Source organism: Actinosynnema sp. NPDC002837 (assembly GCF_040295345.1).
In the GTDB taxonomy this organism is placed as follows: Bacteria; Actinomycetota; Actinomycetes; order Mycobacteriales; family Pseudonocardiaceae; genus Actinosynnema.
This window is the reverse complement of the sequence record NZ_JBEOVG010000013.1, coordinates 40,980-61,462: the sequence shown is the minus strand read 5'-3', so window position 1 is coordinate 61,462 and position 20,483 is coordinate 40,980. Positions and strand designations below refer to the sequence as shown.

General features: G+C 70.8%; 20 protein-coding genes. 6 read left to right on the top strand and 14 right to left on the bottom strand.

Going from position 1 to position 20,483, the window contains the following annotated elements:
- Nucleotides 1–18: 18 nt before the first annotated feature.
- From ABTZ99_RS12405 to ABTZ99_RS12385, 5 genes are read right to left on the bottom strand one after another with little or no spacing between them, the layout of a single operon-like run.
- On the bottom strand, nucleotides 19–1,986 hold the full coding sequence (locus ABTZ99_RS12405; protein ID WP_498778326.1) for a TIGR03960 family B12-binding radical SAM protein: 1,968 nt from the start codon (nucleotides 1,984–1,986) through the stop codon (nucleotides 19–21).
- A 32-nt stretch (nucleotides 1,987–2,018) separates the two neighbouring features.
- Nucleotides 2,019–2,429, bottom strand: coding sequence for a DoxX family protein (locus ABTZ99_RS12400; RefSeq protein WP_498778325.1), 411 nt, complete (start codon nucleotides 2,427–2,429; stop codon nucleotides 2,019–2,021).
- 42 nt (nucleotides 2,430–2,471) lie between these two features.
- On the bottom strand, nucleotides 2,472–3,335 hold the full coding sequence (locus ABTZ99_RS12395; RefSeq protein WP_498778324.1) for an ABC transporter permease: 864 nt from the start codon (nucleotides 3,333–3,335) through the stop codon (nucleotides 2,472–2,474).
- Nucleotides 3,332–4,120, bottom strand: a complete 789-nt coding sequence (locus tag ABTZ99_RS12390; RefSeq protein WP_498778323.1) for an ABC transporter permease — start codon at nucleotides 4,118–4,120, stop codon at nucleotides 3,332–3,334. The genes ABTZ99_RS12395 and ABTZ99_RS12390 overlap by 4 nt, the downstream gene beginning before the upstream one ends.
- Before the next feature lies 1 nt (nucleotide 4,121).
- Nucleotides 4,122–5,072 (bottom strand): ABC transporter ATP-binding protein, encoded by a 951-nt coding sequence (locus ABTZ99_RS12385; protein ID WP_498778322.1) that lies wholly within the window; start codon nucleotides 5,070–5,072, stop codon nucleotides 4,122–4,124.
- 26 nt (nucleotides 5,073–5,098) lie between these two features.
- Between ABTZ99_RS12385 and ABTZ99_RS12380 the strand changes: the two genes are divergently transcribed.
- Nucleotides 5,099–5,689 (top strand): GNAT family N-acetyltransferase, encoded by a 591-nt coding sequence (locus tag ABTZ99_RS12380; protein WP_498778321.1) that lies wholly within the window; start codon nucleotides 5,099–5,101, stop codon nucleotides 5,687–5,689.
- Between the two features lie 60 nt (nucleotides 5,690–5,749).
- Here ABTZ99_RS12380 and ndk read toward each other — a convergent pair whose 3' ends face one another.
- The 3 genes from ndk to ABTZ99_RS12365 form a co-directional block, all read right to left on the bottom strand.
- A complete protein-coding gene (gene ndk / locus ABTZ99_RS12375; RefSeq protein ID WP_366198952.1) occupies nucleotides 5,750–6,160 on the bottom strand; it encodes a nucleoside-diphosphate kinase in 411 nt (136 codons plus the stop codon).
- 175 nt (nucleotides 6,161–6,335) lie between these two features.
- On the bottom strand, nucleotides 6,336–6,566 hold the full coding sequence (locus ABTZ99_RS12370) for a hypothetical protein (RefSeq protein WP_498778320.1): 231 nt from the start codon (nucleotides 6,564–6,566) through the stop codon (nucleotides 6,336–6,338).
- A gap of 5 nt (nucleotides 6,567–6,571) precedes the next feature.
- Nucleotides 6,572–6,925, bottom strand: coding sequence for a hypothetical protein (locus ABTZ99_RS12365; RefSeq protein ID WP_498778319.1), 354 nt, complete (start codon nucleotides 6,923–6,925; stop codon nucleotides 6,572–6,574).
- Between the two features lie 15 nt (nucleotides 6,926–6,940).
- On the opposite strand from ABTZ99_RS12365, the gene ABTZ99_RS12360 reads away from it, so the two are divergent.
- The gene (locus ABTZ99_RS12360) at nucleotides 6,941–7,111 is read left to right on the top strand and encodes a hypothetical protein (protein ID WP_499610905.1); all 171 of its coding nucleotides are present in this window, start codon (nucleotides 6,941–6,943) and stop codon (nucleotides 7,109–7,111) included.
- A 57-nt stretch (nucleotides 7,112–7,168) separates the two neighbouring features.
- Here the strand turns inward: ABTZ99_RS12360 and pulA are convergent, their stop codons facing one another.
- The 4 genes from pulA to ABTZ99_RS12340 form a co-directional block, all read right to left on the bottom strand.
- A complete protein-coding gene (gene pulA / locus ABTZ99_RS12355; protein ID WP_499610902.1) occupies nucleotides 7,169–12,691 on the bottom strand; it encodes a pullulanase-type alpha-1,6-glucosidase in 5,523 nt (1,840 codons plus the stop codon).
- A gap of 126 nt (nucleotides 12,692–12,817) precedes the next feature.
- Entirely contained in the window at nucleotides 12,818–14,101 is a 1,284-nt protein-coding gene (locus ABTZ99_RS12350) for a WXG100 family type VII secretion target (RefSeq protein ID WP_499610899.1), read from the bottom strand.
- Nucleotides 14,102–14,110: 9 nt separating this feature from the next.
- Nucleotides 14,111–14,374 (bottom strand): hypothetical protein, encoded by a 264-nt coding sequence (locus ABTZ99_RS12345; RefSeq protein WP_499610897.1) that lies wholly within the window; start codon nucleotides 14,372–14,374, stop codon nucleotides 14,111–14,113.
- Entirely contained in the window at nucleotides 14,374–14,676 is a 303-nt protein-coding gene (locus ABTZ99_RS12340) for an SAV_915 family protein (RefSeq protein WP_498778314.1), read from the bottom strand. Before ABTZ99_RS12340 ends, ABTZ99_RS12345 begins: the two co-directional genes overlap by 1 nt.
- A gap of 153 nt (nucleotides 14,677–14,829) precedes the next feature.
- Between ABTZ99_RS12340 and ABTZ99_RS12335 the strand changes: the two genes are divergently transcribed.
- On the top strand, nucleotides 14,830–16,125 hold the full coding sequence (locus ABTZ99_RS12335) for a hypothetical protein (RefSeq protein ID WP_499610895.1): 1,296 nt from the start codon (nucleotides 14,830–14,832) through the stop codon (nucleotides 16,123–16,125).
- 7 nt (nucleotides 16,126–16,132) lie between these two features.
- Here ABTZ99_RS12335 and ABTZ99_RS12330 read toward each other — a convergent pair whose 3' ends face one another.
- Together ABTZ99_RS12330 and ABTZ99_RS12325 are read right to left on the bottom strand one after the other, a co-directional pair.
- The gene (locus ABTZ99_RS12330; RefSeq protein WP_499610892.1) at nucleotides 16,133–16,858 is read right to left on the bottom strand and encodes a MerR family transcriptional regulator; all 726 of its coding nucleotides are present in this window, start codon (nucleotides 16,856–16,858) and stop codon (nucleotides 16,133–16,135) included.
- 33 nt (nucleotides 16,859–16,891) lie between these two features.
- A complete protein-coding gene (locus tag ABTZ99_RS12325; RefSeq protein ID WP_499610890.1) occupies nucleotides 16,892–18,418 on the bottom strand; it encodes an alkaline phosphatase D family protein in 1,527 nt (508 codons plus the stop codon).
- A 314-nt stretch (nucleotides 18,419–18,732) separates the two neighbouring features.
- Here ABTZ99_RS12325 and ABTZ99_RS12320 point away from each other — a divergent pair, with 314 nt between their 5' ends.
- Genes ABTZ99_RS12320 through ABTZ99_RS12310 form a run of 3 tightly spaced genes read left to right on the top strand, consistent with a single transcriptional unit; the run spans nucleotide 18,733 to nucleotide 20,473 of the window.
- The gene (locus ABTZ99_RS12320; protein ID WP_498778310.1) at nucleotides 18,733–19,428 is read left to right on the top strand and encodes a dual OB domain-containing protein; all 696 of its coding nucleotides are present in this window, start codon (nucleotides 18,733–18,735) and stop codon (nucleotides 19,426–19,428) included.
- The gene (locus tag ABTZ99_RS12315; protein WP_498778309.1) at nucleotides 19,425–20,039 is read left to right on the top strand and encodes a DUF488 domain-containing protein; all 615 of its coding nucleotides are present in this window, start codon (nucleotides 19,425–19,427) and stop codon (nucleotides 20,037–20,039) included. The genes ABTZ99_RS12320 and ABTZ99_RS12315 overlap by 4 nt, the downstream gene beginning before the upstream one ends.
- A complete protein-coding gene (locus ABTZ99_RS12310) occupies nucleotides 20,036–20,473 on the top strand; it encodes a DUF488 domain-containing protein (protein ID WP_499610887.1) in 438 nt (145 codons plus the stop codon). Before ABTZ99_RS12315 ends, ABTZ99_RS12310 begins: the two co-directional genes overlap by 4 nt.
- Nucleotides 20,474–20,483 lie beyond the last annotated feature (10 nt).

The following is a 20,483-nucleotide window of genomic DNA, read 5'->3' as shown; positions in this document are numbered from 1 at the left end:
GCCGTCGACCCCAGGCCGTCAGCTCCGGGCCGTCAGCTCCGGGTTGCGCACCGGGGAGCCCTTGCCCACCGGCGAGATCGGCAGGAGCGTCCGCCCCGTCGGCCCGACCTCGATGTCGGTGCCCATCGCCGGGCACACGCCGCAGTCGAAGCACGGCGTCCAGCGGCAGTCGTCCTGCTCGCGCTCGTCCAGCGCGTCCTGCCAGTCCGCCCAGAGCCATTCCTTGTCCAGGCCCGAGTCCAGGTGGTCCCAGGGCAGGACTTCCAGCTCCTCGCGCTCACGCGTGGTGAACCAGGCCAGGTCCACGCCCAACGGCGGCAGCTCGGCCTCGGCCGCCGCGACCCAGCGGTCGTAGGAGAAGTGCTCGGACCAGCCGTCAAACCGGCCGCCCTCGCGCCACACCCGTTCGATCACCAGGCCGATGCGCCGGTCGCCGCGCGAGAGCAGCCCTTCGATCAGCGACGGCTTGCCGTCGTGGTAGCGCATGCCGATGTTGCGGCCGAGCGAGCGGTCGGAGTTCACCGCCTCGCGCAGCAGGCGCAGCCTGTTGTCCACGGTCTCCGGGTCGCACTGCGCGGCCCACTGGAACGGCGTGTGCGGCTTGGGCACGAACCCGCCAATGGAGATCGTGCAGCGGACGTCCTTGCGGCCGGACACCTCACGGCCCGCGCGGATGACGTTCTTGGCCATCTCGGCGATCTGGACCACGTCGTCGTCGGTCTCGGTGGGCAGACCGCACATGAAGTACAGCTTCACCTGCCGCCAGCCCGCGCCGAACGCCGCGCTGACCGTGCGGATCAGGTCCTCCTCCGACACCATCTTGTTGATCACGCGGCGGAGGCGTTCGCTGCCGCCCTCGGGCGCGAACGTCAGGCCCGAGCGGCGGCCGTTGCGGGACAGCTCGTTGGCCAGGTCGATGTTGAACGCGTCCACCCGGGTCGACGGCAGCGACAGGCTGGTGTTCGTGCCCTCGTAGCGGTCGGCGAGGCCCTTGGTGATCTCGGCGATCTCCGAGTGGTCCGCGCTGGACAGCGACAGCAGGCCGACCTCCTCGAACCCGGTCGCCTCCAGGCCGCGCTGCACCATCGCGCCGATGCCCTCGATCGACCGCTCGCGCACCGGGCGGGTGATCATGCCCGCCTGGCAGAACCGGCAGCCGCGCGTGCAGCCGCGGAAGATCTCCACGCTCATCCGCTCGTGCACGCTCTCCGCGAGCGGCACCAGCGGCTGCTTCGGGTACGGCCACGCGTCGAGGTCCATCGTGGTCCGCTTGAACACCCGGTACGGCACGCGTTCGCGGTTGGGCACCACGCGCTGGATGCGGCCGTCGGGCAGGTACTCGACGTCGTAGAACCGGGGCACGTACACGCCGCCGGTCTCGGCGAGCCTGGTCAGGATCTCGTCCCGACCGCCGGGACGGCCCTCGGCCTTCCACGCGCGGACGATGTCGGTGATCTCCAGGACGGCTTCCTCGCCGTCGCCGAGCACCGCCGCGTCGACGAACGGCGAGATCGGCTCCGGGTTGAACGCCGCGTGCCCGCCCGCCACCACGATGGGGTGGTCCTCGGTGCGGTCGGCGGCGTGGATCGGGATGCCGGCCAGGTCGAGCGCGTTGAGCAGGTTCGTGTAGCCCAGCTCGGTCGCGAAGCTCACCCCGAGCAGGTCGAACGCGCCGACCGGCCGGTGCCCGTCGACGGTGAACTGCGGCACGCCGTGCTCGCGCATCAGCTTCTCGAGGTCGGGCCACACCGCGTAGGTCCGCTCGGCCAGCACGTCCGGCTGCTCGTTGAGGACCTCGTACAGGATCATGACGCCCTGGTTGGGCAGCCCCACCTCGTAGGCGTCCGGGTACATCAACGCCCACCGCACCGCGGCGGCGTCCCAGTCCTTCACGGTGGCGTTGAGTTCCCCGCCGACGTACTGCACCGGCTTGGACACCCTCGGCAGCAGGGGTTCCAGGGCGGGGAAGACCGACTCGACACTCACGCCGACCAGGGTAACGGCAGTGCCCGCACGCGTCAGAACAGCGGTCCGGTGATGGTGAGGCCCAGCTCGGACCCCGGGCCCGCGTACAGGCCGAAGAACATCAACGCGCCGCCCGCGAGGGCCACGTCCTTGTTGAACTGGATCATCTCGACCTGCTTGGTCTGCGGGTCGGTCTCCTTCCAGAAGTTGTGCATGAGGAACGCCGTCGGCAGCAGGAACAGCACCAGCAGCAGCGCGCCGAGATCCGCCCACACGCCCAGGAGCAGCATCAACCCGGCGACGACCATGAGCACGCCGCTGCCGAACGTGGCGGCTTTCGCCGACGGGACGCCCTTGGACGCGGCGTAGCCGGCCATGGCTTCGGTCTGCGTGAGGTGGCCCATCGCGGAGCCGAAGAACAGGAAGACGAACAGGATCCGGCCGATGAGTGCGATGACGTCCATGACGACCTCCGGTACTCGGGGTTCGTCCAGTGTTCAACCAGGTCAGGTCAGCAGCAACTTGCCGAGCCTGCGTGCGGCGACGACCACCCCCACGACCACCATCACCGCGAAGTACGCGACGTGCGTCAACGCGCCCCAGCCGACATAACCCGTGGTCAGGGCCCTCATCAGCTCGATCGCGTGGTAGAGCGGTGTCCACTGGACCACGGTCTGCAACCACCCCGGGTAGACCGACAGCGGGTAGAACGTGGTCGAGAACAGGAACAGCGGCATCACGGCCAGCTGCACGAGGTCGAAGTCCTGCCACGAGCGCAGGTAGGTCGCCGCCGCCATGCCGACCGCCGCGAACGCCAGCGCGACCAGCAGGCACGCGGGCAGCGCCAGCAGCGCCCACGGCGAGCCGATGAGCCCGAACCCGAGCATGACCACGATGAAGCCGGCCGAGTACAGGCCGCCGCGGATGAGGCACCAGGCCGCCTCGCCGAGGGCGATGTCGACCGGGCCGAGCGGGGTGGCCAGCACGGCGTCGTAGGTCTTGGCGTACTTGAACTTGAAGAACAGGTTGAACGTCGCCTCGAACACCGCGCCGTTCATCGCCGAGGCGGCCAGCAGGGCGGGCGCGACGAACACGGCGTACGGCATCGGCCCGCCGGGGCCGTCGACCGTGGTGACCAGCTGGCCCAGGCCGTAGCCGAGGGAGAACAGGAAGAACAGCGGCTCGAAGAAGCCGGAGATCACCGACATCCAGCCACGCCTGCTGACCAGGTACGAGCGTTCGACCAGGACGTGCGCGCGGCCCGCGTACAGGCCGGGCGGCACGACCCGCAGCAGCAGGCCCGCGCCGGTGCGCGGCGTGACCGGCCGGCTGGGCTCGACCAGGTCGGTCGTGGAGGTCTCGTTGGTCATACGGCCAGCCTCCGGTGGAAGTAGCGGCGGCCCAGGACGACGCCGAGCGCGAGCAGGGCCGACAGGTAGGCGACGTGGCCCAGGGCGGGCAGCAGGCGCAGGGTGCCGAACGTCGCGCCGCGGGCCAGCTCGATGCCGTGCCAGACCGGGGTGAGCCAGGCCAGCGGGTGCACCCAGCCGGGCAGTTGGGCCAGTGGGAAGAACGCGCCGGTGAACAGGGTCATCGGCAGCAGCAGGAAGCGGAAGATCGCGTTGAACGAGTCCGGTTTCTCCCTGGTGGCGGAGTAGGCGACCACGGGCGCGCTGAACGCCATGCCCGCCAGCGTGGCGAACGGCACGGCCAGCACCGCCGACGGGCTGGTGATCGCGCCCAGGGCCACGGCGATGCCCAGGAACACGGCGGTGCCCGCCGCCAGGCGCAGCGCGATCCACAGCAGCTGGCCGTTGAGCACCTGCGCGGGCGTGACCGGGGTGGACACCGTCGCCAGGTACGTGCGCTGCCACTTGAACGCCGAGAAGACCACCCAGGTGGACTCGAACATGGCGTTCTGCACGGCGGTGACGACCAGCAGGGCGGGCGCGAGGAACACCAGGTACGGGTAGCCGCCGGTGGCCGCGCCCTCCCGCACCTGCGAGCCGAAACCGATGCCCATGGCCAGCAGGAACAGCACGGGCTGCAAGAAGTTCGAGATCACCGTGGCCCGCCAGTTGCGGCGGTACCAGGTCCAGTGGTGCTCCACCGCGATCAGCGCGGCGCGCCACGAGCCGACGACGTGCGCGCTCATCTCAGTCCACCAACGTCCGGCCGGTCAGGCGCAGGAACACGTCCTCCAACGTGCTGCGGCGCACCAGGCTGGACACCGGCCGCACGCCCCGCGCGTGGACCGCGGCCAGCGCCGCGTCGCCGTCGGGGGTGTAGAGCAGGACCCGGTCGGGCAGCACCTCGACCCGTTCGGCCAGGTCACGCACCTCGTCGGCGCTCTGCTCGCCCGGCGGGAAGCGCAGCTCGAGCACCTCCTTGGTCGAGTAGCGGCGGATCAGCTCGGACGGCGAGCCCTCGGCCGCGATCCGACCGCCGTCCATCACCACCAGCCGGTCGCACAGCTGCTCGGCCTCGTCCATGTAGTGCGTGGTGATGATCAGCGTGACGCCGGACTGCTTGAGCCGGAACAGCCGGTCCCACAGCAGGTGGCGCGCCTGCGGGTCCAGGCCCGTGGTCGGCTCGTCGAGCAGCAGCAGGTCGGGGTCGTTGACCAGGGAGCGGGCGATGGTGAGCCGCCGCTTCATGCCGCCCGACAGCGGCTCCACCTCGGCGTCGGCGCGGTCGGTGAGCTGGGCGAAGTCCATCAGCTCGACGGCGCGCTCGCGCACCGCGGCCCGGGACAGGCCGAAGTAGCGGCCGTAGACCTGGAGGTTCTGCCGGACGGTGAGCTCGGTGTCGAGGTTGTCCTGCTGCGGCACGACGCCGATGCGGGCGCGGATCCTCGGGCCGTCGGTGTCCGGGTCCAGGCCCAGCACCCGCAGGTCGCCACCGGTGCGGGGTGACACGCACGACACCATCCGCATGGTCGAGGACTTGCCCGCGCCGTTGGGGCCGAGGAAGCCGAACGCCTCGCCCTTGCTCACCTCGACGTCGATGCCCCGGACGGCTTCGAAGGAGCCGAAGTGCTTGGTCAGGCCGTTGGCGTGGACGAGGGTGGGGGTCACGTTCGTCACGTTAGCGGCGGGGTCCGACATTCTCGGAACCGTTTTAGGGTGGCGCCGTGGACATCGAGCTGAGTTGGCCGGTGGCGGCCGACGAACGACTTCGGTCCGAGGTGCACGAGGTGCTGCACGCCGTGGTGGCCGCCGGTGGCGCCATCGGCTGGCGCGAACCGCCGGGGCGCGCGGAGACCGACGCGTGGCTGGACAGCGTGCTCGCGTCGCCTTCCGACGGTGCGCTCGTCGTGGCGCGGGTGGACGGCGTGCTGCGCGGCACGGCGACGTGGCGGCGGTCCGAGAGCGAGGTGTTCGAGCACATGGCCGAGGTGCGGCGGGTCACCGCGCACCCGGCGGCACGTGGGCTCGGGCTGGGCGCGCGGCTCCTGGGCGCGGTCGTCGAGCACGCGCGTGCGGCGGGGTTGGAGATGCTGACGCTCGGCGTGCGCGGGAACAACCACGGCGCGATCCAGCTGTACGAGAGCCTGGGCTTCCGCGAGTGGGGCCGCCTGCCGAACGTGATCGCGGTGGGGGACTTCCGGTTCGACGACGTGCGCATGTACTTGCCGCTGGGCCACCGCGAGGGCGTCGTGCTGCACGGCTCGGCCGCGGGTGGTCTCGGCTCGTCACCGGTGCGTGCCGCGGTCGGCGGTTAGTCCCGACACACCGACGGCCCGGACACCGCTGGGGCGTCCGGGCCGTCGGCACGGGTCAGCTCAGAGGTTCGGGAACCAGAGCTTGATCTCGCGCTCGGCCGACTCCGGCGAGTCCGAGCCGTGGACCAGGTTGAACTGGACCTCCAGGCCGAAGTCGCCGCGGATCGTGCCGGGGGTGGCCTTCTCGACCGGGTCGGTGCCGCCGGCCAGCTGGCGGAACGCCGCGATCGCCCGCGTGCCCTCCACCACCATGGCGACCAGCGGGCCGCCGGTGATGAACTCGACCAGGTCGGCGAAGAACGGCTTGCCGTCGTGCTCGGCGTAGTGCTGCTCGGCGGTCGCGCGGTCCACGGTGCGCAGTTCCAGCGCGGCCAGGTGCAGGCCCTTGCGCTCGATGCGGGAGATGACCTCGCCGACCAGGCCGCGGCTGACGCCGTCGGGCTTGACCAGGACCAGGGTGCGCTCGCTCACGGCGGTCGGTACTCCTTCGTGCGGGATTGTGCAACTCGGTCAAGGGTAGCCGGAGCTGCGATAGTGCCGGTCGTGGCCACCGACAAGCCCCACCTGGGCACCGCCCTCACCGGAGCCGCCGTGCTGTTCGTGCTGCTGCGGCTGCTCGCGGTGTCGCACCACGACCGTCGGGCTGTCAGCTCTGGTGGATCAGCCGGTCCGGCGCCGACCCGGTGCTGAGCCAGGTCCTGGCCAGCTTGGTGGCCGCGGCGCGGAACACGCCATCGCGGTTGCCGTCGTCGGGCGAGATCACCTCCGACCGCTTGTCCAGCACGAGGTAGCGGTCCGCGCCGCCGTCGGTGTGGAACCGGTAGCGCGCCTCGGCTTCGGTTTCGCTTTCCTTGTCCAGGTACACGAGCATCGCCAACGCGATCACCTCCAAGGCCTGCTGTAGTCCTCATCGGACGCGGGTGGGATCCGGGTCTCCCACCGCGACACTTCGTTGGCCGCCGCGTGAGCGTCCTTGTACGAGGCGTTCGGGTTCTGCTGCCAGTATCGCGCCTCGGCGAGCTCGTGTTCGAGCAGGGCGATGTCCGATGGTTGCGCCCGCCCTGATCGCAACCTCAGCCACGCCTCCGCCATGTCGGGGTTGGGGTCGAAGCGAGCCATCACCGTGCCGCCGTCGACGCCTTCCAACGGGTGCAGGTCCTCGAACACGTGGTTCTTGATCTGCTCGATCTCGGCACGGTCGATGCGGTCGTAGGCGCGCAGGGACCCGTCGTCCACCGGTCGCGCGCCGCGATGCCCGAGCGGACGCTGGTCAAGGCTTACCCGCGGGGCTGCTACTGCCCCTCCGGCAAGTACCGCGGGTGGTGCGTGCCCGATTGCGGCGCGGACGAGATCGCGCCGTGGATGCGCCTCTACGACGGCATCCACGCTTCCCGGTTCACCGATCGGCGCAGCCACCGGTGACGGTTCGGCGGTGAGGTGCTCGGCGCACGGGGCCCGCGCGCCGAGCACCTCGCCGGACTAGCGGGTCAGGATGGTCACCGAGCGCGCGGGCACGGTGATCGAACCGTTGGCGATGGTGGCCTTGTCGGTGGCCAGGGGGTGGTTCTGCCAGTTGCCCGGCACGGAGAGGGACTTCGTGGTCGGGTAGGGGTTGATGATCACCAGGAGGCCGTTCAGGGACGGGTCGGTGTCCGGGCCCGCGGTGTCGTCCAAGAGCGCCGCGACGATGCCCGGGTCGGCGGTCGGGAACGACAGCTTCTGCTGCACGAGTGCCGAGTCGTTCAAGGTGAACAGCGGCGAAGACTTGCGGATGCGGAGGAGTTCCAGGGTGTTGTCCACCGCCGCACGCATGTCATCCGAAGACGGCTTCAGCGCGGTGTCGGCCAGGAGCGGGGCGGCGTAGGGCCACTTGTCCTCGTTGTCCGCGGCCGGTGGGAGGCCGCGGCCGAAGCCGTTGTCCCGCAACGACGGGTCGTAGCGGTTGAACCAGTCGCCGGAGTCGTAGCTGTTGCGGTCCAACGACTTGGAACGCAGGAACTCCGCGCCGGCGTGCATGAACGGTTGGCCTTGGCCCAGCAGGACCGGGGCGAGGGCCACCTTCTGCATCCGCACGCGGTCGGCCATGGACGTGCCCGCGGGCAGCTTGAACGCCTGCGAGTCGAACAACGTCTCGTTGTCGTGCGCGTCCACGTACGTGATCACGTCGGCCGGCGCGCCGGTGTACCCGGCGGGTGAGCCGTTGTACGTCACATCACGCCCCGAGACCACCCCACCACCAGTGGACTGGAACCGGTAGGACGCCATGTTGCCCGCCATGCCCAGCTTCACCAGGTCGGTGTAGTTGGCCAGCCGCGCGGTCACGTCGCCGTTGGCCGGGGAACCGTTCGGGTCGCCCGCGAGCCCGGACGCCAGCCCCTGCACGCGCGGGTCGGCGTCGAACGGCCCGCCGCCGCGCACCGCGTCGCGCAGCCGGTCGCTGAACGTGCCGATGCCCGTCCCGGCCAGGTTCGCCTGCGTGGCCTGCTCGAACCGGGCGTTGCCGGCGACCTCGCCGAAGTCCCAGCCCTCGCCGTAGATCCGGATCTTGCGCCCGTCCACGCCGTCGCGCTCGACGGTCAACGCGTCCAGCGCCGCCCGCACGGCCAGGACGTTCGCCTTCGGGTGGTGCCCCATCAGGTCGAACCGGAACCCGTCCACCTTGTACAGCCGGGCCCAGCGCACGACCGAGTCCACGACGAGCTTGCCCATCATGGCGTTCTCGGTCGCGGTGTTGGCGCAGCACGTCGAATTGGCCACGGCGCCGTCGAGGTCAAGCCGCTGGTAGTACCCCGGCACCACCTTGTCCAGCACGGACGTCGGCGCGTCACCGGCGGCGGCCGTGTGGTTGTAGACCACGTCCACCACCACGCGGTTCCCGTTGTCGTGCAACGACTTCACCATCTCGCGGTACTGCTTGGAGCGCGCCCACCCGGTCTGCGCGTCGTCCGTGGCGTAAGAGCCCTCGGGCACGTCGTAGTGGTACGGGTCGTAGCCCCAGTTGAAGCCGTCCTTCGCAGCGACACCGGCCAGGCACGCCTGCTGCTGCGGCGAGTCCGCGGGCAACGACGCCAGGTCGCACGCCGGCCGCTGCTGGTCCGAGCGCTTCTCCGGGATGGTGGCGATGTCGAACGTCGGCAGCAGGTGCACGGTGTCCAGCCCCGCCGCCGCCAGCTCGCGCAGGTGCGCCATGCCGATCGACGACGAGTGCGTGAACGCCTTGTACGTGCCGCGGTCGGACTCCGGGACGGACGTGTCGCCGATCGAGAAGTCCCGCACGTGCAGCTCGGTGATGCCGTGCTCGGTCGGGTCGCCGTCCAGGCCGCGGGCCACGTGCCCGGCCCAGTCGGCGGGCATGGTGCGCGCGTCGCCGAGGTCGGCGAACTGCGAGTGCGTCGAGTTCACCGCCAACGCCACCGAGTACGGGTCGGTCACGGTCACCGTGCGCCCGGCGACGGTCACCTCGAACAGGTAGAACTTGTCCCGCCACGCGCCGGACGCCGACCACGAGCCGGACGCGTCGTCCCGCGCCAGGTCCACAGTCGTCGCCGGGCCACCGGGCTGGTCGGAGACCCGGAGCTTCACGGAGGACGCCGTGGGCGCCCACAACCGCGCGGTCACGCGGTCGCCGTCGAACGTCGGCCCGTAGGTCAGCGCGGACGCGGCGGCGGCGAACCGGTCGTCCAGCACGCCGGCGATCTGCACGCCCGTGCGGTGCCGCAGGCCGCCGTTCGAGTCGACGTGCACGGCGGACAGCTTGCCGCGCAACGCCTCGTCCAGCCGCTCGCCGTCGCGCACCCGGAACACCGGTTTGCCCCGCAGGTGCGGGAACTTCGCGGGCACGGCGTCCGACGACGGCTCCAGCCGCAGCACCTTGCCGTCGTGCTCCAGCCGGTAGCCGTCCGACGGCACCACGGGCACGTCCCACACGACCAGGTCCTTCGACACCCAGATCGCCTTGGCCTTGGTCAGGTCGTCGTCCACGCCCTCGCCACCGGACGGCGGCAGCACGTAGGAGATGGACCCGTCCGCCTTGGTGGAGCCGGAGACGTACCAGACCTCGTACCCGGTGCCCGTGACGTCGAGGAACTGGTCCGGTCCCGGGTCCTTGGCGTCACCGCGGTGGATGATGTTGTTCAGCCCGGCCGCGCCCGGTTCCAGCGCGACGGACCAGTACACGCCGAACCCGTCGGTCCCGTCCGGCACGCGGGACTGGTTCCAGCCCGGGCTCGGCTCCAGCGATCCCGTCCAGTGGTAGAGAGTCCAGTCGGTGTAGTCGCCGTCAGGCCGGTTGTAGTGGATCACCGCGCGGTTCTGGGCGGCGGCCAGGCTCGCGTGGACCTTGTCGCCGTTCACCCACGCACGTCCCGCCGTGCGACCGGTCGCCTCGACCGTGCCGCCGCGGACCACGGAGAAGTCGACGGGCGCCGTCGCCGGCACGGTCGCCACTCCCCCGCTGAACGGGTAGTCGACACCGCCCGCGCGCACCACGAGCCCCGCCGCGTCACCGGTGTGCGTGATGACGGCCTGGCCGGTCGCGGCGACCTCGCTGGCGTGCACGGCGGCCTGGCCCTGCTCGAGCCACACCTGCGGGGTCGCGCTCGGGTCGATGAACCGGTCGCCGTCGGTGTCCTTCTCGTCGCCGCGGTGGGCGATGACGCCGACCGACCGCGCGCCCGGCTTGAGCTTGACCCACGCGAACCGGCCGTAGGGCGTCTCGCCCGCGAACGGCAGCGGCGCGTCCCACGTCGGCGCGTTCTCGACGTCGCCCCACGCGTGCAGGCCCCACCCGTCGTAGTCGCCGGCCGGGCGGTTGTAGTGCACCACCAGCCAGTCGGACGTCACGGCGGTCGGCGGCTCGACCGCGGGCGCGGCCACCAGGCCGACCTTCGCGCCGTCCGCGCCCAACGCGCCCTTGGCGTCCTTGGCGACCACGCGCAGCTCGACGTCCTTGCCCACGGCCGCGCCCGGCAGCGCCGCCAGGTCGGCGAACACCCGGTACGGCGCGGCGTCGTCGGTGCCGAGCACCTGCCAGTCGCGCTCGCCCTCGACCCGTGCGGCGAACGTGGCCTGCGCGTACGGCGAGGTGACGCCGTCGGCGCGCAGCTCGACCCGGTCGTCCAGCACGGTGCCGGTCGCCGGCACGGCCAACGCGGGCGTCGGCGCGGCGGACGGGATCTTGCCGGTGGACTTGAGCACCAAGGCGGACAACGCGGGCACGGTCACGGTGACCTTGCCGCCCGCGGCGTTGACCTGCGAGCCGGCGGCGGGCCAGATCGGGCGGTAACCCCGGCCCGACGCGGGCACCTCGACGGTCGCGGGCGCGGTGCCGGCGTTGGCCACGACCAGGTGCTCGACCTGCTGGGTGCGGCTCGTGCGGCTGAACGCGAGCACGTCGCCCTGGACGAGCCGGAGCTCCTGGTTGCCCTCACGCCACACCGGGTCGCGGTCCACGAAGTCCGCCAGGTCGCGCAGCTGCCGGTACAGCGGGTGGTCGGTGCGGAAGTTGTCCACCGCGCCGGTGCGGTCGCTGCCGACCAGGTCCTCGGTGGCGTACTCGGGCGTCTTCGAGGCGAACATGTCCTGACGGGCCAGCTTGTCGCCGCCCGTGCCCGCGAAGCCCTGCTCGTCGCCGTAGTAGACGACCGGGTTGCCGCGCCACAGGTACATCAGGGCGTTGCCGAGTTCGAGCCGGTCCAGCAGCTCGGCCTCGGAGATGCCCGGACGGCCGTCCCGGACCATCCACGCGATGCGGCCCATGTCGTGGTTGCCGAGGAACGTCGGCAGCGAGGAGGCGTTGGAGTCCGCGTCGGTGTAGCGGTCGTCCTCGACGAGCACCTCGCCGAGCCGGGCCGCGCCCTGGCCGGACAGGAACCTGGCCGCGCCGCTCTGGAACGGGAAGTCCAGCGTGGCCTGCATCCGGCCGGTGGTCGTGTAGCGGGAGGTGAGGGCCGGGTTGGCGTCGAACACCTCGCCGAAGACGAAGAAGTCCTTCTTGCCGCGCATCGCCGCGTACTGCTTCACGTGCGGCGCGAGGGCCTGCCAGAACTCCATGTTGACGTGCTTGACCGTGTCGACCCGGTAGCCGTCGATGCCCAGCGTGTCGATCCAGCTGGTGAAGATCCGCTTCATGCCCTTGACGACCGTCGGGTGCTCGGTCATCAGGTCGTCGAGGCCGAAGAAGTCGCCGTACTCGTTGGACTCGCCGCTGAACGTCGAGTCGCCGCGGTTGTGGTAGAGCTGCGGGTCGTTGAGCCAGGCCGGGGTCTTCTCGCCCTTGACCACCGGCGTGTACGGCGCGGTGAGCTTCGGGAAGTCCTCCTGGCCCGCGATCTCCGCGATGTCGACCGGGTTGCCCTGCTCGTCCAGGTACGGCTGCGCGCCGGTGCTGACGTAGTCGTACTCGCCCTCGGCGTAGTCGATCAGGTCGGCCGTGTGGTTGGCGACGATGTCGAAGAACACCTTGATGCCGCGGCGGTGCGCGTCCTGGATGAGCCGCCGCATGTCGTTGGTCGTGCCGAAGTGCGGGTCGAGCCTGGTGAAGTCGGTGGTCCAGTAGCCGTGGTAGCCGGCCGAGACGTCGTCGCCGGAGCCCTGCACCCACCGGTTGGCGAACATGGGCGTCATCCAGATCGCGGTGACGCCCAGGTCGTCCAGGTAGTCGATCTTGTCGCGCAGGCCCTTGAGGTCGCCGCCGTGGTAGAAGCCCTTGTCAGCGGGGTCGTAGCCGCTCTTGAGGCGGTCGGTCTCGGCCGTGCCGCCGCGGTCGTTGCGCGGGTCGCCGTTGGCGAACCGGTCGGGCATCACGAAGTAGAACCGCTCGCCGGTCAGGTCGGCCCGGAGCGCGTCCTTGGCCAACGCCCGGTCACCGTCCCGGGCGCCGGGCGCGAGGTCGGTGACGGCGCCGACCGCGAGCCTCTGCCCCACTTCGGGCGCGGCGACGGTGGGTGGTGGCACGAACGGCACAACGGCCAGGGCGATGAGCGCGGCGACGGCCCGACGCATCGCGACCTCCTTGTCGCAAATTCTTGCAACCCCGCCCCGGCGGAGCGCCGGGACGGGGTGCACGAAACCACGACAATCACGGCCGGACAAGGCCCAGACGGCTGCAAGTCCTTGCAGATACTTGCACTAGCCGAGCAGGCTGGTCACCTTTCCGCCGAAGTCCTTGAGCCCGCCGCCGAAGTCCTTGGCGGCTTCCCACCCGGCGTCGAGGACGTCACCTCCCTTGTCCAGCAGGTAACCGCCCGCGTCGAGGAGGTGCGGCGTCGCCCACTCGACCGCGGTACTCGCGCCGAACGCCGCGACAGCGCCGATGGCGATCGGCACGATCACCGGCGCACCCGGCGCGATGACGAGCGCGACCGCGGCGCCCGCCGCCAGCCCGGCCCCGTTGGACAGCACCACTTTGGTCACGTTCTCGGCGCTCGGGCCCTGCCAGATCTCGTACGCGGTCAGCCCCGTCGACACGACGAGGCCCGCGATGGGCAGGGCCTTCACGATGGGCGGCGCGCCGCGCAGGAACGGCAGCCGGTTCTCCAGGTAACCGAAGGTCTCGGCGGCGGCGAACCGGCCGTTGCGCGCCAGTTTCAGCAGCACCGAGGTCCGCCGCGCGCCGTCGCCGCCCCACTTGCCGGCGAAATCGCGCTCGGCCGTCGCCTGGGCCAGGTCGGCGTCCACCTTGGCGAGCGCCGCGTTCGTCCGCAGGAACGGCGCGGCGTGCGGATCGGCGAGCACACCGGCGGCGTGCGTCCTGTGCCAGTCGGCCCGGCCCGTGAGCCTGATGACCGACTGCCTCATCGTGAACAGCTTCTTGGCCAGCACGGCGGCGTACGCGCCCACGGCGACGTCGGCCAACGTGGTCCAGTCGGTGACCTTGTCCCGCAGCACCTGCAACAACGTCGCGTTGGCGTCGGATTCCAGGGCACGGGCCTCCGCGACCGTGCACGCGCACTCGACGTACGCCTTGCACTGCGCCTCGTAGGTGGCGAACGCCCGGATGCTCGCCGACTCCTCCGCGGTGGGGCACCGGTCCTCCGGCGCCTTGAGCGGTCCCGGTGGCGGTGCGACGGGTTCGAGGATGGCCGTGCCGACGACCGCCAGGTTCGCCGCCCTCGCCACCTCCAACGCCTGTCCCATCCGCGAGCGGACGGTGTCGAGGTCGTCTGCGTGCGCATCCATCGCCTCCGCCGATCCGGCGAAGGTGTCCGACAACTCGTCCACCGTCGGCACGGTCCGGCCCATCCGGGCGCGGAAGTCGTCCGCGGCCGCACCGGTCCACTCCGACTCGGATCGCGTGACGACACCGCGTGCCTCCGTCGCCGCGGCCTCGACTGCCCGCGCCATGCCCCGCAACCACTCCGCGCCGGCCCGCAGGCTCGCCGGTTCCCCCTGCACGTGCGTTTCGATCGGCATCCGTCCCCCTCAGTGTCCGAACGTCTGGTCCTGGTCGGTCGTGACGTAGGTCTTGGCGCTGTCCGACACCGCGTCGCCCGCCGACGTGAACGCGGCCACCACCTCGACCACGGACTCGCACAGCACCGCGAACGCCGCGTGCACGGCGTCGGTGACGGCACCCGCCCGCAGTGCGGGGATTTCGGCGCCCGAGTTGTCGAGCGCGTCCCCACTGGCGCGCAGCGTGGACGCGAGCCGCTCCAGCGCCGCCGGTCCCGCCTCGAACCCGGCCATCAGGCCACCTCCGGCAGCGGCTCGTCCCACAGCACGACGTCCGCGCCCGCGTGGTAGCGCACCTCGTGCAGCCCGTCGCCCGAGATGGCGACCCACCCCTGGCGCTCGCCGCAGCACGCGGTCAGCGCCTCCTTCGACGTGTAGACCAGCAATGCGAGCCGGTCGTCCACGAGCGTGCGCAACTCGACGCCGACACCACCGGCGGGCAGCGACGCGGCGGGCAGGTAGAGCACCCGGCCCTCGCCGTACTCCGGCCCGAGCACCGCCGGCGCGACGGCCACGTTCAGCTGATCAGACGGCATGACGAACTCTCCCCTCCACGGGATACTGCGGACGATGTTGATCGGGGCCCCGCACCGAGTATGTGGCGAAAGCCGACCCATCCCAGCAGGAAAGCGCTGGTCAGCGGGGTGGTGGCGGTGGACAACATTGTCCGCGGACAACAGGGGGGACACGTGGGCAGGCCCGGCCGTCCGCAGGGGGACCTGCGAGGGGCCACGCGCGCGCACAACGAGCTCGCGGGCTTCCTGCGCGCGATGACCGCAGAGGCCACGGTCCGCGACCTGGCCGCGCGGTACCGCACCGGCAAGACGCTATGGAGCCAGTACCGGTCCGGCAGCCGGATCGTGCCGCTGCACCTGCTCGAACGGGTGGTGACCGACCGGATCACCGACCAGCGGGGCCGGGAGATCGCCCTGGCCCGCGCGCGGGTGCTGCACGAGCAGGCAGAGGCGTCGACGCCGGAACCGGCCGCGCCGCAGGCACCTGCCGACACCGCGGACAACGCGCTGACCAGCGCGGACAACAACGTGGCCAACGCGGACAACCTGAGGTGGCGCTGGTGGCCGCTGGTGGCGGCGTGCCTCGTCCTCGTCGTCACGGTGGCGGTGGTGCTGTGGTCCGCTGTCGCCGACGAACCGCGCGACCAGGCCGGAGGGCCGGACGCGGCACCTCGCGTGCCGGACGGTCTCTACGCGTTGTCCGCCGACCGCGGGTCGGTGCTGTGGTGGGACGACGAGGCAGGCGAGTGGCTCACCGTGGGCGGACCGACGGAGAGCCTGACCGCCGGGCGCGCGGGCGTGTTCGGGGTCGAACCGGCGTCCGGGCGCCTCTACCGCTACCAGGGCAAGCCGAACGCCTGGGAACCCATCGGCGAGCGTGCCGCGGAACTGGCGGTGGACGGCCACTACCTCTACCGGCTGTCCCCCGAGCGCGACCTGGTGTGGCAGTGGGCACCCGACGCCTCGACCTGGAAGGTGGTCGGCGCCTCCGCCGGCCACCTCTACGCCGGCGGCGACACGATGTACGCGACCGACCCGGTGCGGCACACCATCGTGCGCTACAACGGCCGTCCGGGTAACTGGTCGCAGATCGGCGCCGCCAACGGCCCGCAGGACACCTACGCGGTGGGCCCGGACCGGCTGTACCGCAGGTCCGCAGAGGACGGCGCGGTGTGGGAGTGGTCGAACGCCACCGGGTCGTGGACGCGGATCGGCGGGCCGACGCGCTCGATCCACGCCGGTGGCGCGGGGTTGTTCGCCCTCGACGCGACGACCGGAGCGATCCTCCGCTACGAGGGTGACCCGGACGCGTGGCCGCGCTTCGGTGAGCCCGCGGTGGACGTGGTCGTCACCGACGACGAGGTCTACCGCCTGGCACCGGACCGTTCGGTGGTGTCCCGGTGGAGCGCCCGCACCGGGGAGTGGACGGACCTGGCGGGCCCGGTCGCGGAGATCGCCGCGACCGGGTGAGCCGGCGTCACTCCTGGTACAGCCAGATCCAGTTGCCCGACGGGTCCTTCACCGCCGAGTTGCGCGGCATGCCGACCGAGTCGCGCGGTGCGACGACCTCCACGCCGCCCGCCGCGACGGCACGCGCGTGGTAGGCGTCCAGGTCGGGCACGAGCAGGCCGAACGTGCTCGGCCCGAGCCGGTCGGTGTCCGCGCGGTCCTCCAGCAGGTGCACCAGGAAGAACCCGTCCTCGCCGTACTCGCCGAACACGAACGACGAGTAGTCGTCGTCCTCGGCCCGCCTGGTCACCTCGTACCGCAGGTCGAACGCGGCCTGGTAGAACTCGACGGCCTTCGCCGCGTCGTCGACGGCGATCTTGATCTGAACCGGGCGCACGCCCGTGCCGGGGGTGGACACGGTGATCCCCTCCTCCAGGTAGCGGCCTACGTCGCCGAGCCGGGCGGCGAGGACGTCGCGCTGCCGTTCCAGCCGCTTGCGGTGGCCGGTCAGCACCTCGTCCACCTCACCGCCGTCGACCACCCGCCGGATCTCCTCGATCGGCAGGTCCAGGCAGCGCAGCGCCAGGATCAGCCGGGCGCGGCGCACCTGCTCGCGCCGGTAGCGCCGGTAGCCCGACGCCGGGTCGACGACGTCGGGCGTGAGCAGCCCGACGTCGTCGTAGTGCCGCAGCGCGTGCACGGTCAGCCCGCTGAGGTGGGCGAACCGCCCGATGGTCATCAGCTCGTCCGTCACACCACCACTGTGAGCCCTCGGGTCACCCGAGGGTCAACGGCGGGGCTGGAGGGTCTTGCTCCACAGCGACGCGCCCTTGATGTCGCGCAGCCACACGGTCAGCTCGCCGTCCCGCGACACCTCGACCTCGCCGAAGTGCTGGAAACCGTCCAACGGGGTGGTGTTCGCGGCCGGTGGGGCGTTCACGAACACCGCTTCCGGGCCGAACGTCGGGTCCAGCGCGTTCGGGCCGAACGCACCGGCGTTCAGCGGGCCGGACACGAACTCCCAGAACGGGTCGAAGTCCTGGAACGTCGCGCGCTCCGGCGAGTAGTGGTGCGCGGCCGTGTAGTGCACGTCCGCCGTCAGCCAGACGGTGTTGCGCACCCGCCGCCGCTTCAGCTCGCCCAGCACCCACGCCAGCTCGTGCTCACGCCCGCCCGGCGCGCCCGGCAGGCCGTTGGCGACGCCCTCGATGTCCGTGCCGTCGGGCACGGTGAGGCCGATCGGCAGGTCGGCCGCGATGATCTTCCAGGTGGCCCGGCTCCGGTCGAGCGAGTCCACCAGCCAGCGGGCCTGCCGCTCGCCCAGGACGACGCCGGCGCCGTCGCGCGGCGAGGTGTTCGCGTCCTTGTACGACCGCATGTCCAGCACGAACACCTCGACGTGCGCGCCGTGGCGGAACTTCCGGTACACCCGGCCGTCCACCGCCTGCCGGGGGTCGATCGGCTGCCACTCGTGGAACGCCTGGAACGCGCGTGCGGCCAGCACGTCCACCCGCTTCTCGGTGTAGGCCGGCGAGGTCAGGATCTCGCCCGGGTACCAGTTGTTGGTCACCTCGTGGTCGTCCCACTGCACGATCATCGGCACCTGCGAGGCGAACGCCCGGTACTGCGGGTCGAGCAGGTTGTAGGCGAACTGGCCCCGGTACTCGTCCAGCGTCTCGGCGACCTTCAGCTTCTCCGGGGTGACGACGTTGCGCCACACCCGCCCGTCTGGCAGCGCCACCGACTCCGCCAGCGGACCGTCCGCGTACACCGTGTCACCGCTGTTGATGAAGAAGTCGGGCCGGCGGGCGGCCATCGCGCCGAAGATCGGCATGCCGCCCAGGTCCGGGTTGCTGCCCCAGCCCTGGCCGGCCACGTCACCGGACCAGACGAATCGCACGTCGTCACGGCCGTGGGGCGCGGTGCGGAAGCTGCCCGTGACGGCTTCGCTGCGCGTGCGGCCGTCGAGGTCCTCGGCGACCACGCGGTAGTGCACCTCGCGCCCGTTCGGCAGGCCGCGCAGCCGCACCCGGCCCGTGCCGCCGGTCTCGGGCGTCAGCAACGGTCCGCGCACGGTCCGCGCGTGGCGGAACGACGGGTCCGGGGACACCTGCACCAGCATCCGCGACGGCCGGTCGGCCCGCGTCCACACCAGGCCGCCGTCGAACGTCACGTCACCGGACTGCACGCCGTGCGTGAGGACGGGCCGGTCACCACCCCGCGCCAACGCCACACCGCCGGGCACGAGCGCCGCGGCCGTACCGATCGCACCGGCGCGCAGCAGCGTCCGCCGGTTCACCACACCATCGCTCATGCGCGGGTTTGTAACCGGTGAAGCCGAATTCCGGGTGAACGGGCCGCGAGCACCGGGTGGACTCGACCGGTCGTCAGGACTAGAGCACTCGTCCGATGACACCAACCACGACACCACCGTAATGGCGATCACCACCACGAATAGCGAGGCATTCACACTGGAGCCGTTGAGGTTGATCGAGCAACGTTCACTTTCAAGTCCCATTACCGAGGACGCATCACTTCTTCCTCGTCACGCCACCCTACGTTGCCGGGGTCATGCCTGCGTTACCATCGCCGAGGTCGGTGCGCTGCATTTGAAAGGCAGACTTCGCAGTGATCAAACAGCTCTTATGCTTGGCGAATTCCCGCAAGCACAACGGGCGGTGTGTCGCCGGAATCGAACTGGCGGACGGCTCTCCCAGGTGGATCCGCCCCATCAGCAGTCGTCCGGGTCATGAGGTGTCCGCAGCGGAGCGGCACTACCGCGGCGAAGTGGAACCTCAGGTGCTCGACGTCATTGCCGTGCCTCTCATCCGACACCAACCGACGGGTTACCAGCGGGAGAACTGGCTCCTTGATCCGACGCTCGGCTGGCGGAAGATCCGTCGGGCCAAGTGGGCAGAGCTTCTAATCCTCGAGCAGCGACCCGATCGGCTGTGGATCAATGGTCATCACACTTCCGCCGGAGTCAACGACCGCGTGCCGGTCGAACAGGAAGACGCGGTGGTAGACTCGCTCAAACTCATCCGAGTGGAAAGCGCGACAATCGAAGTGAGAGCGGCCTTCTGGCAAGCGGTGGACCAAGAGCCGAGCGTGCGGGCCAGATTTCGCCACGCAGGTTCCGAGTACGCGCTGAAGGTGACGGACCCGGTGTACGAGGAGAGGTTCCGGTCCGCCGGGATCGGGACGTACCGGCTGGGCGAGTGCTTCCTGACGGTGAGTCTCGGCGAGGCCTTCAACGGCTACCTCTACAAGTTGGTCGCGGGCATCGTTGAGCGCGGTGGACCCGTCCCGGGCAGCAGGCGATGACTTTCGAGACGGTGCTCACGATCGGCCACTCCACGCACGACTTCCGCGACTGGACGAAGTTGCTCCGACAGCACGAGGTCACGGCGGTCGCGGACGTGCGATCGGTCCCGGTCAGCCGGTTCACCCCCTGGTTCAACCAGGCCTCGGTCAAGCGCGGCCTGCACGAGGCCGGGATCAAGTACGCCTTCCTGGGGCGTGAACTCGGAGCCCGTACGGACGACACGAGTTGCTACGTCGACGGGCGGGTCCAGTACGAGCGCCTCGCGAAGACCTCGGCGTTCACCAGCGGCGTCGAACGCCTCACGAGGGGCGCGCAGACCGAGCGGATCGCGATCATGTGCACCGAGGGCGAGCCCTTGGACTGCCACCGCACGATCCTGGTGGCACGGGTGCTCACCGAACGCGGTGTCACGATCGACCACATCCACGGTGACGGACGGGTGGAAAGCCACGCGTCGGCGATGGAACGCCTGCTGCGCGTGTTCGGGCTGGCGGAGGCCGACCTGTTCCGCACCCGTGCCGAGCGCCTCGAAGAGGCGCTGAGCCGACAGGAATCCCGCATCGCTTACGTGAACGAAGAGCTGCGCGACGACGGGACGACCGAGGTATGAGGCTGTACACCATCGGGTTCACGAAGAAGTCCGCCGAGAAGTTCTTCGGCCTGTTGCGCGCGTCCCGGGCGGACAAAGTGGTCGACGTGCGCCTCAACAACGTTTCCCAGCTCGCGGGTTTCGCCAAGCGGGACGACTTGAAGTACTTCGTCCGCGAACTGTGCGGGATGGCTTACACCCACCGACTCGATCTGGCGCCCACCCAGCCCTTGCTCGACGACTACAAGAAGCAGAGCAGCGGCTGGCCGTCGTACGAGACCCGCTTCCTGGGGTTGATGCGGGACCGCCGCATCGAGCACGCCATCCCCCGGCAAGCACTCGACAACGCGGTGCTGCTGTGCAGCGAGGACAAGCCGCACCAGTGCCATCGCCGACTGGTAGCGGAGTACCTGGCAGAGCACTGGGACGGCGTCACGGTGGAGCACCTGACCTGAGGCCGGCAGC

What these genes read in the sequence shown, in the direction of transcription:
- ABTZ99_RS12400 (WP_498778325.1), bottom strand. Translation starts at nt 2,429, where the DNA reads ATGGACGTCATCGCACTCATCGGCCGGATCCTGTTCGTCTTCCTGTTC.
- ABTZ99_RS12395 (WP_498778324.1), bottom strand. Translation starts at nt 3,335, where the DNA reads ATGACCAACGAGACCTCCACGACCGACCTGGTCGAGCCCAGCCGGCCG.
- ABTZ99_RS12390 (WP_498778323.1), bottom strand. Translation starts at nt 4,120, where the DNA reads ATGAGCGCGCACGTCGTCGGCTCGTGGCGCGCCGCGCTGATCGCGGTG.
- ABTZ99_RS12385 (WP_498778322.1), bottom strand. Translation starts at nt 5,072, where the DNA reads ATGTCGGACCCCGCCGCTAACGTGACGAACGTGACCCCCACCCTCGTC.
- ABTZ99_RS12360 (WP_499610905.1), top strand. Translation starts at nt 6,941, where the DNA reads ATGCCCGAGCGGACGCTGGTCAAGGCTTACCCGCGGGGCTGCTACTGC.
- pulA (WP_499610902.1), bottom strand. Translation starts at nt 12,691, where the DNA reads ATGCGTCGGGCCGTCGCCGCGCTCATCGCCCTGGCCGTTGTGCCGTTC.
- ABTZ99_RS12350 (WP_499610899.1), bottom strand. Translation starts at nt 14,101, where the DNA reads ATGCCGATCGAAACGCACGTGCAGGGGGAACCGGCGAGCCTGCGGGCC.
- ABTZ99_RS12345 (WP_499610897.1), bottom strand. Translation starts at nt 14,374, where the DNA reads ATGGCCGGGTTCGAGGCGGGACCGGCGGCGCTGGAGCGGCTCGCGTCC.
- ABTZ99_RS12340 (WP_498778314.1), bottom strand. Translation starts at nt 14,676, where the DNA reads ATGCCGTCTGATCAGCTGAACGTGGCCGTCGCGCCGGCGGTGCTCGGG.
- ABTZ99_RS12325 (WP_499610890.1), bottom strand. Translation starts at nt 18,418, where the DNA reads ATGAGCGATGGTGTGGTGAACCGGCGGACGCTGCTGCGCGCCGGTGCG.
- ABTZ99_RS12315 (WP_498778309.1), top strand. Translation starts at nt 19,425, where the DNA reads ATGACTTTCGAGACGGTGCTCACGATCGGCCACTCCACGCACGACTTC.
- ABTZ99_RS12310 (WP_499610887.1), top strand. Translation starts at nt 20,036, where the DNA reads ATGAGGCTGTACACCATCGGGTTCACGAAGAAGTCCGCCGAGAAGTTC.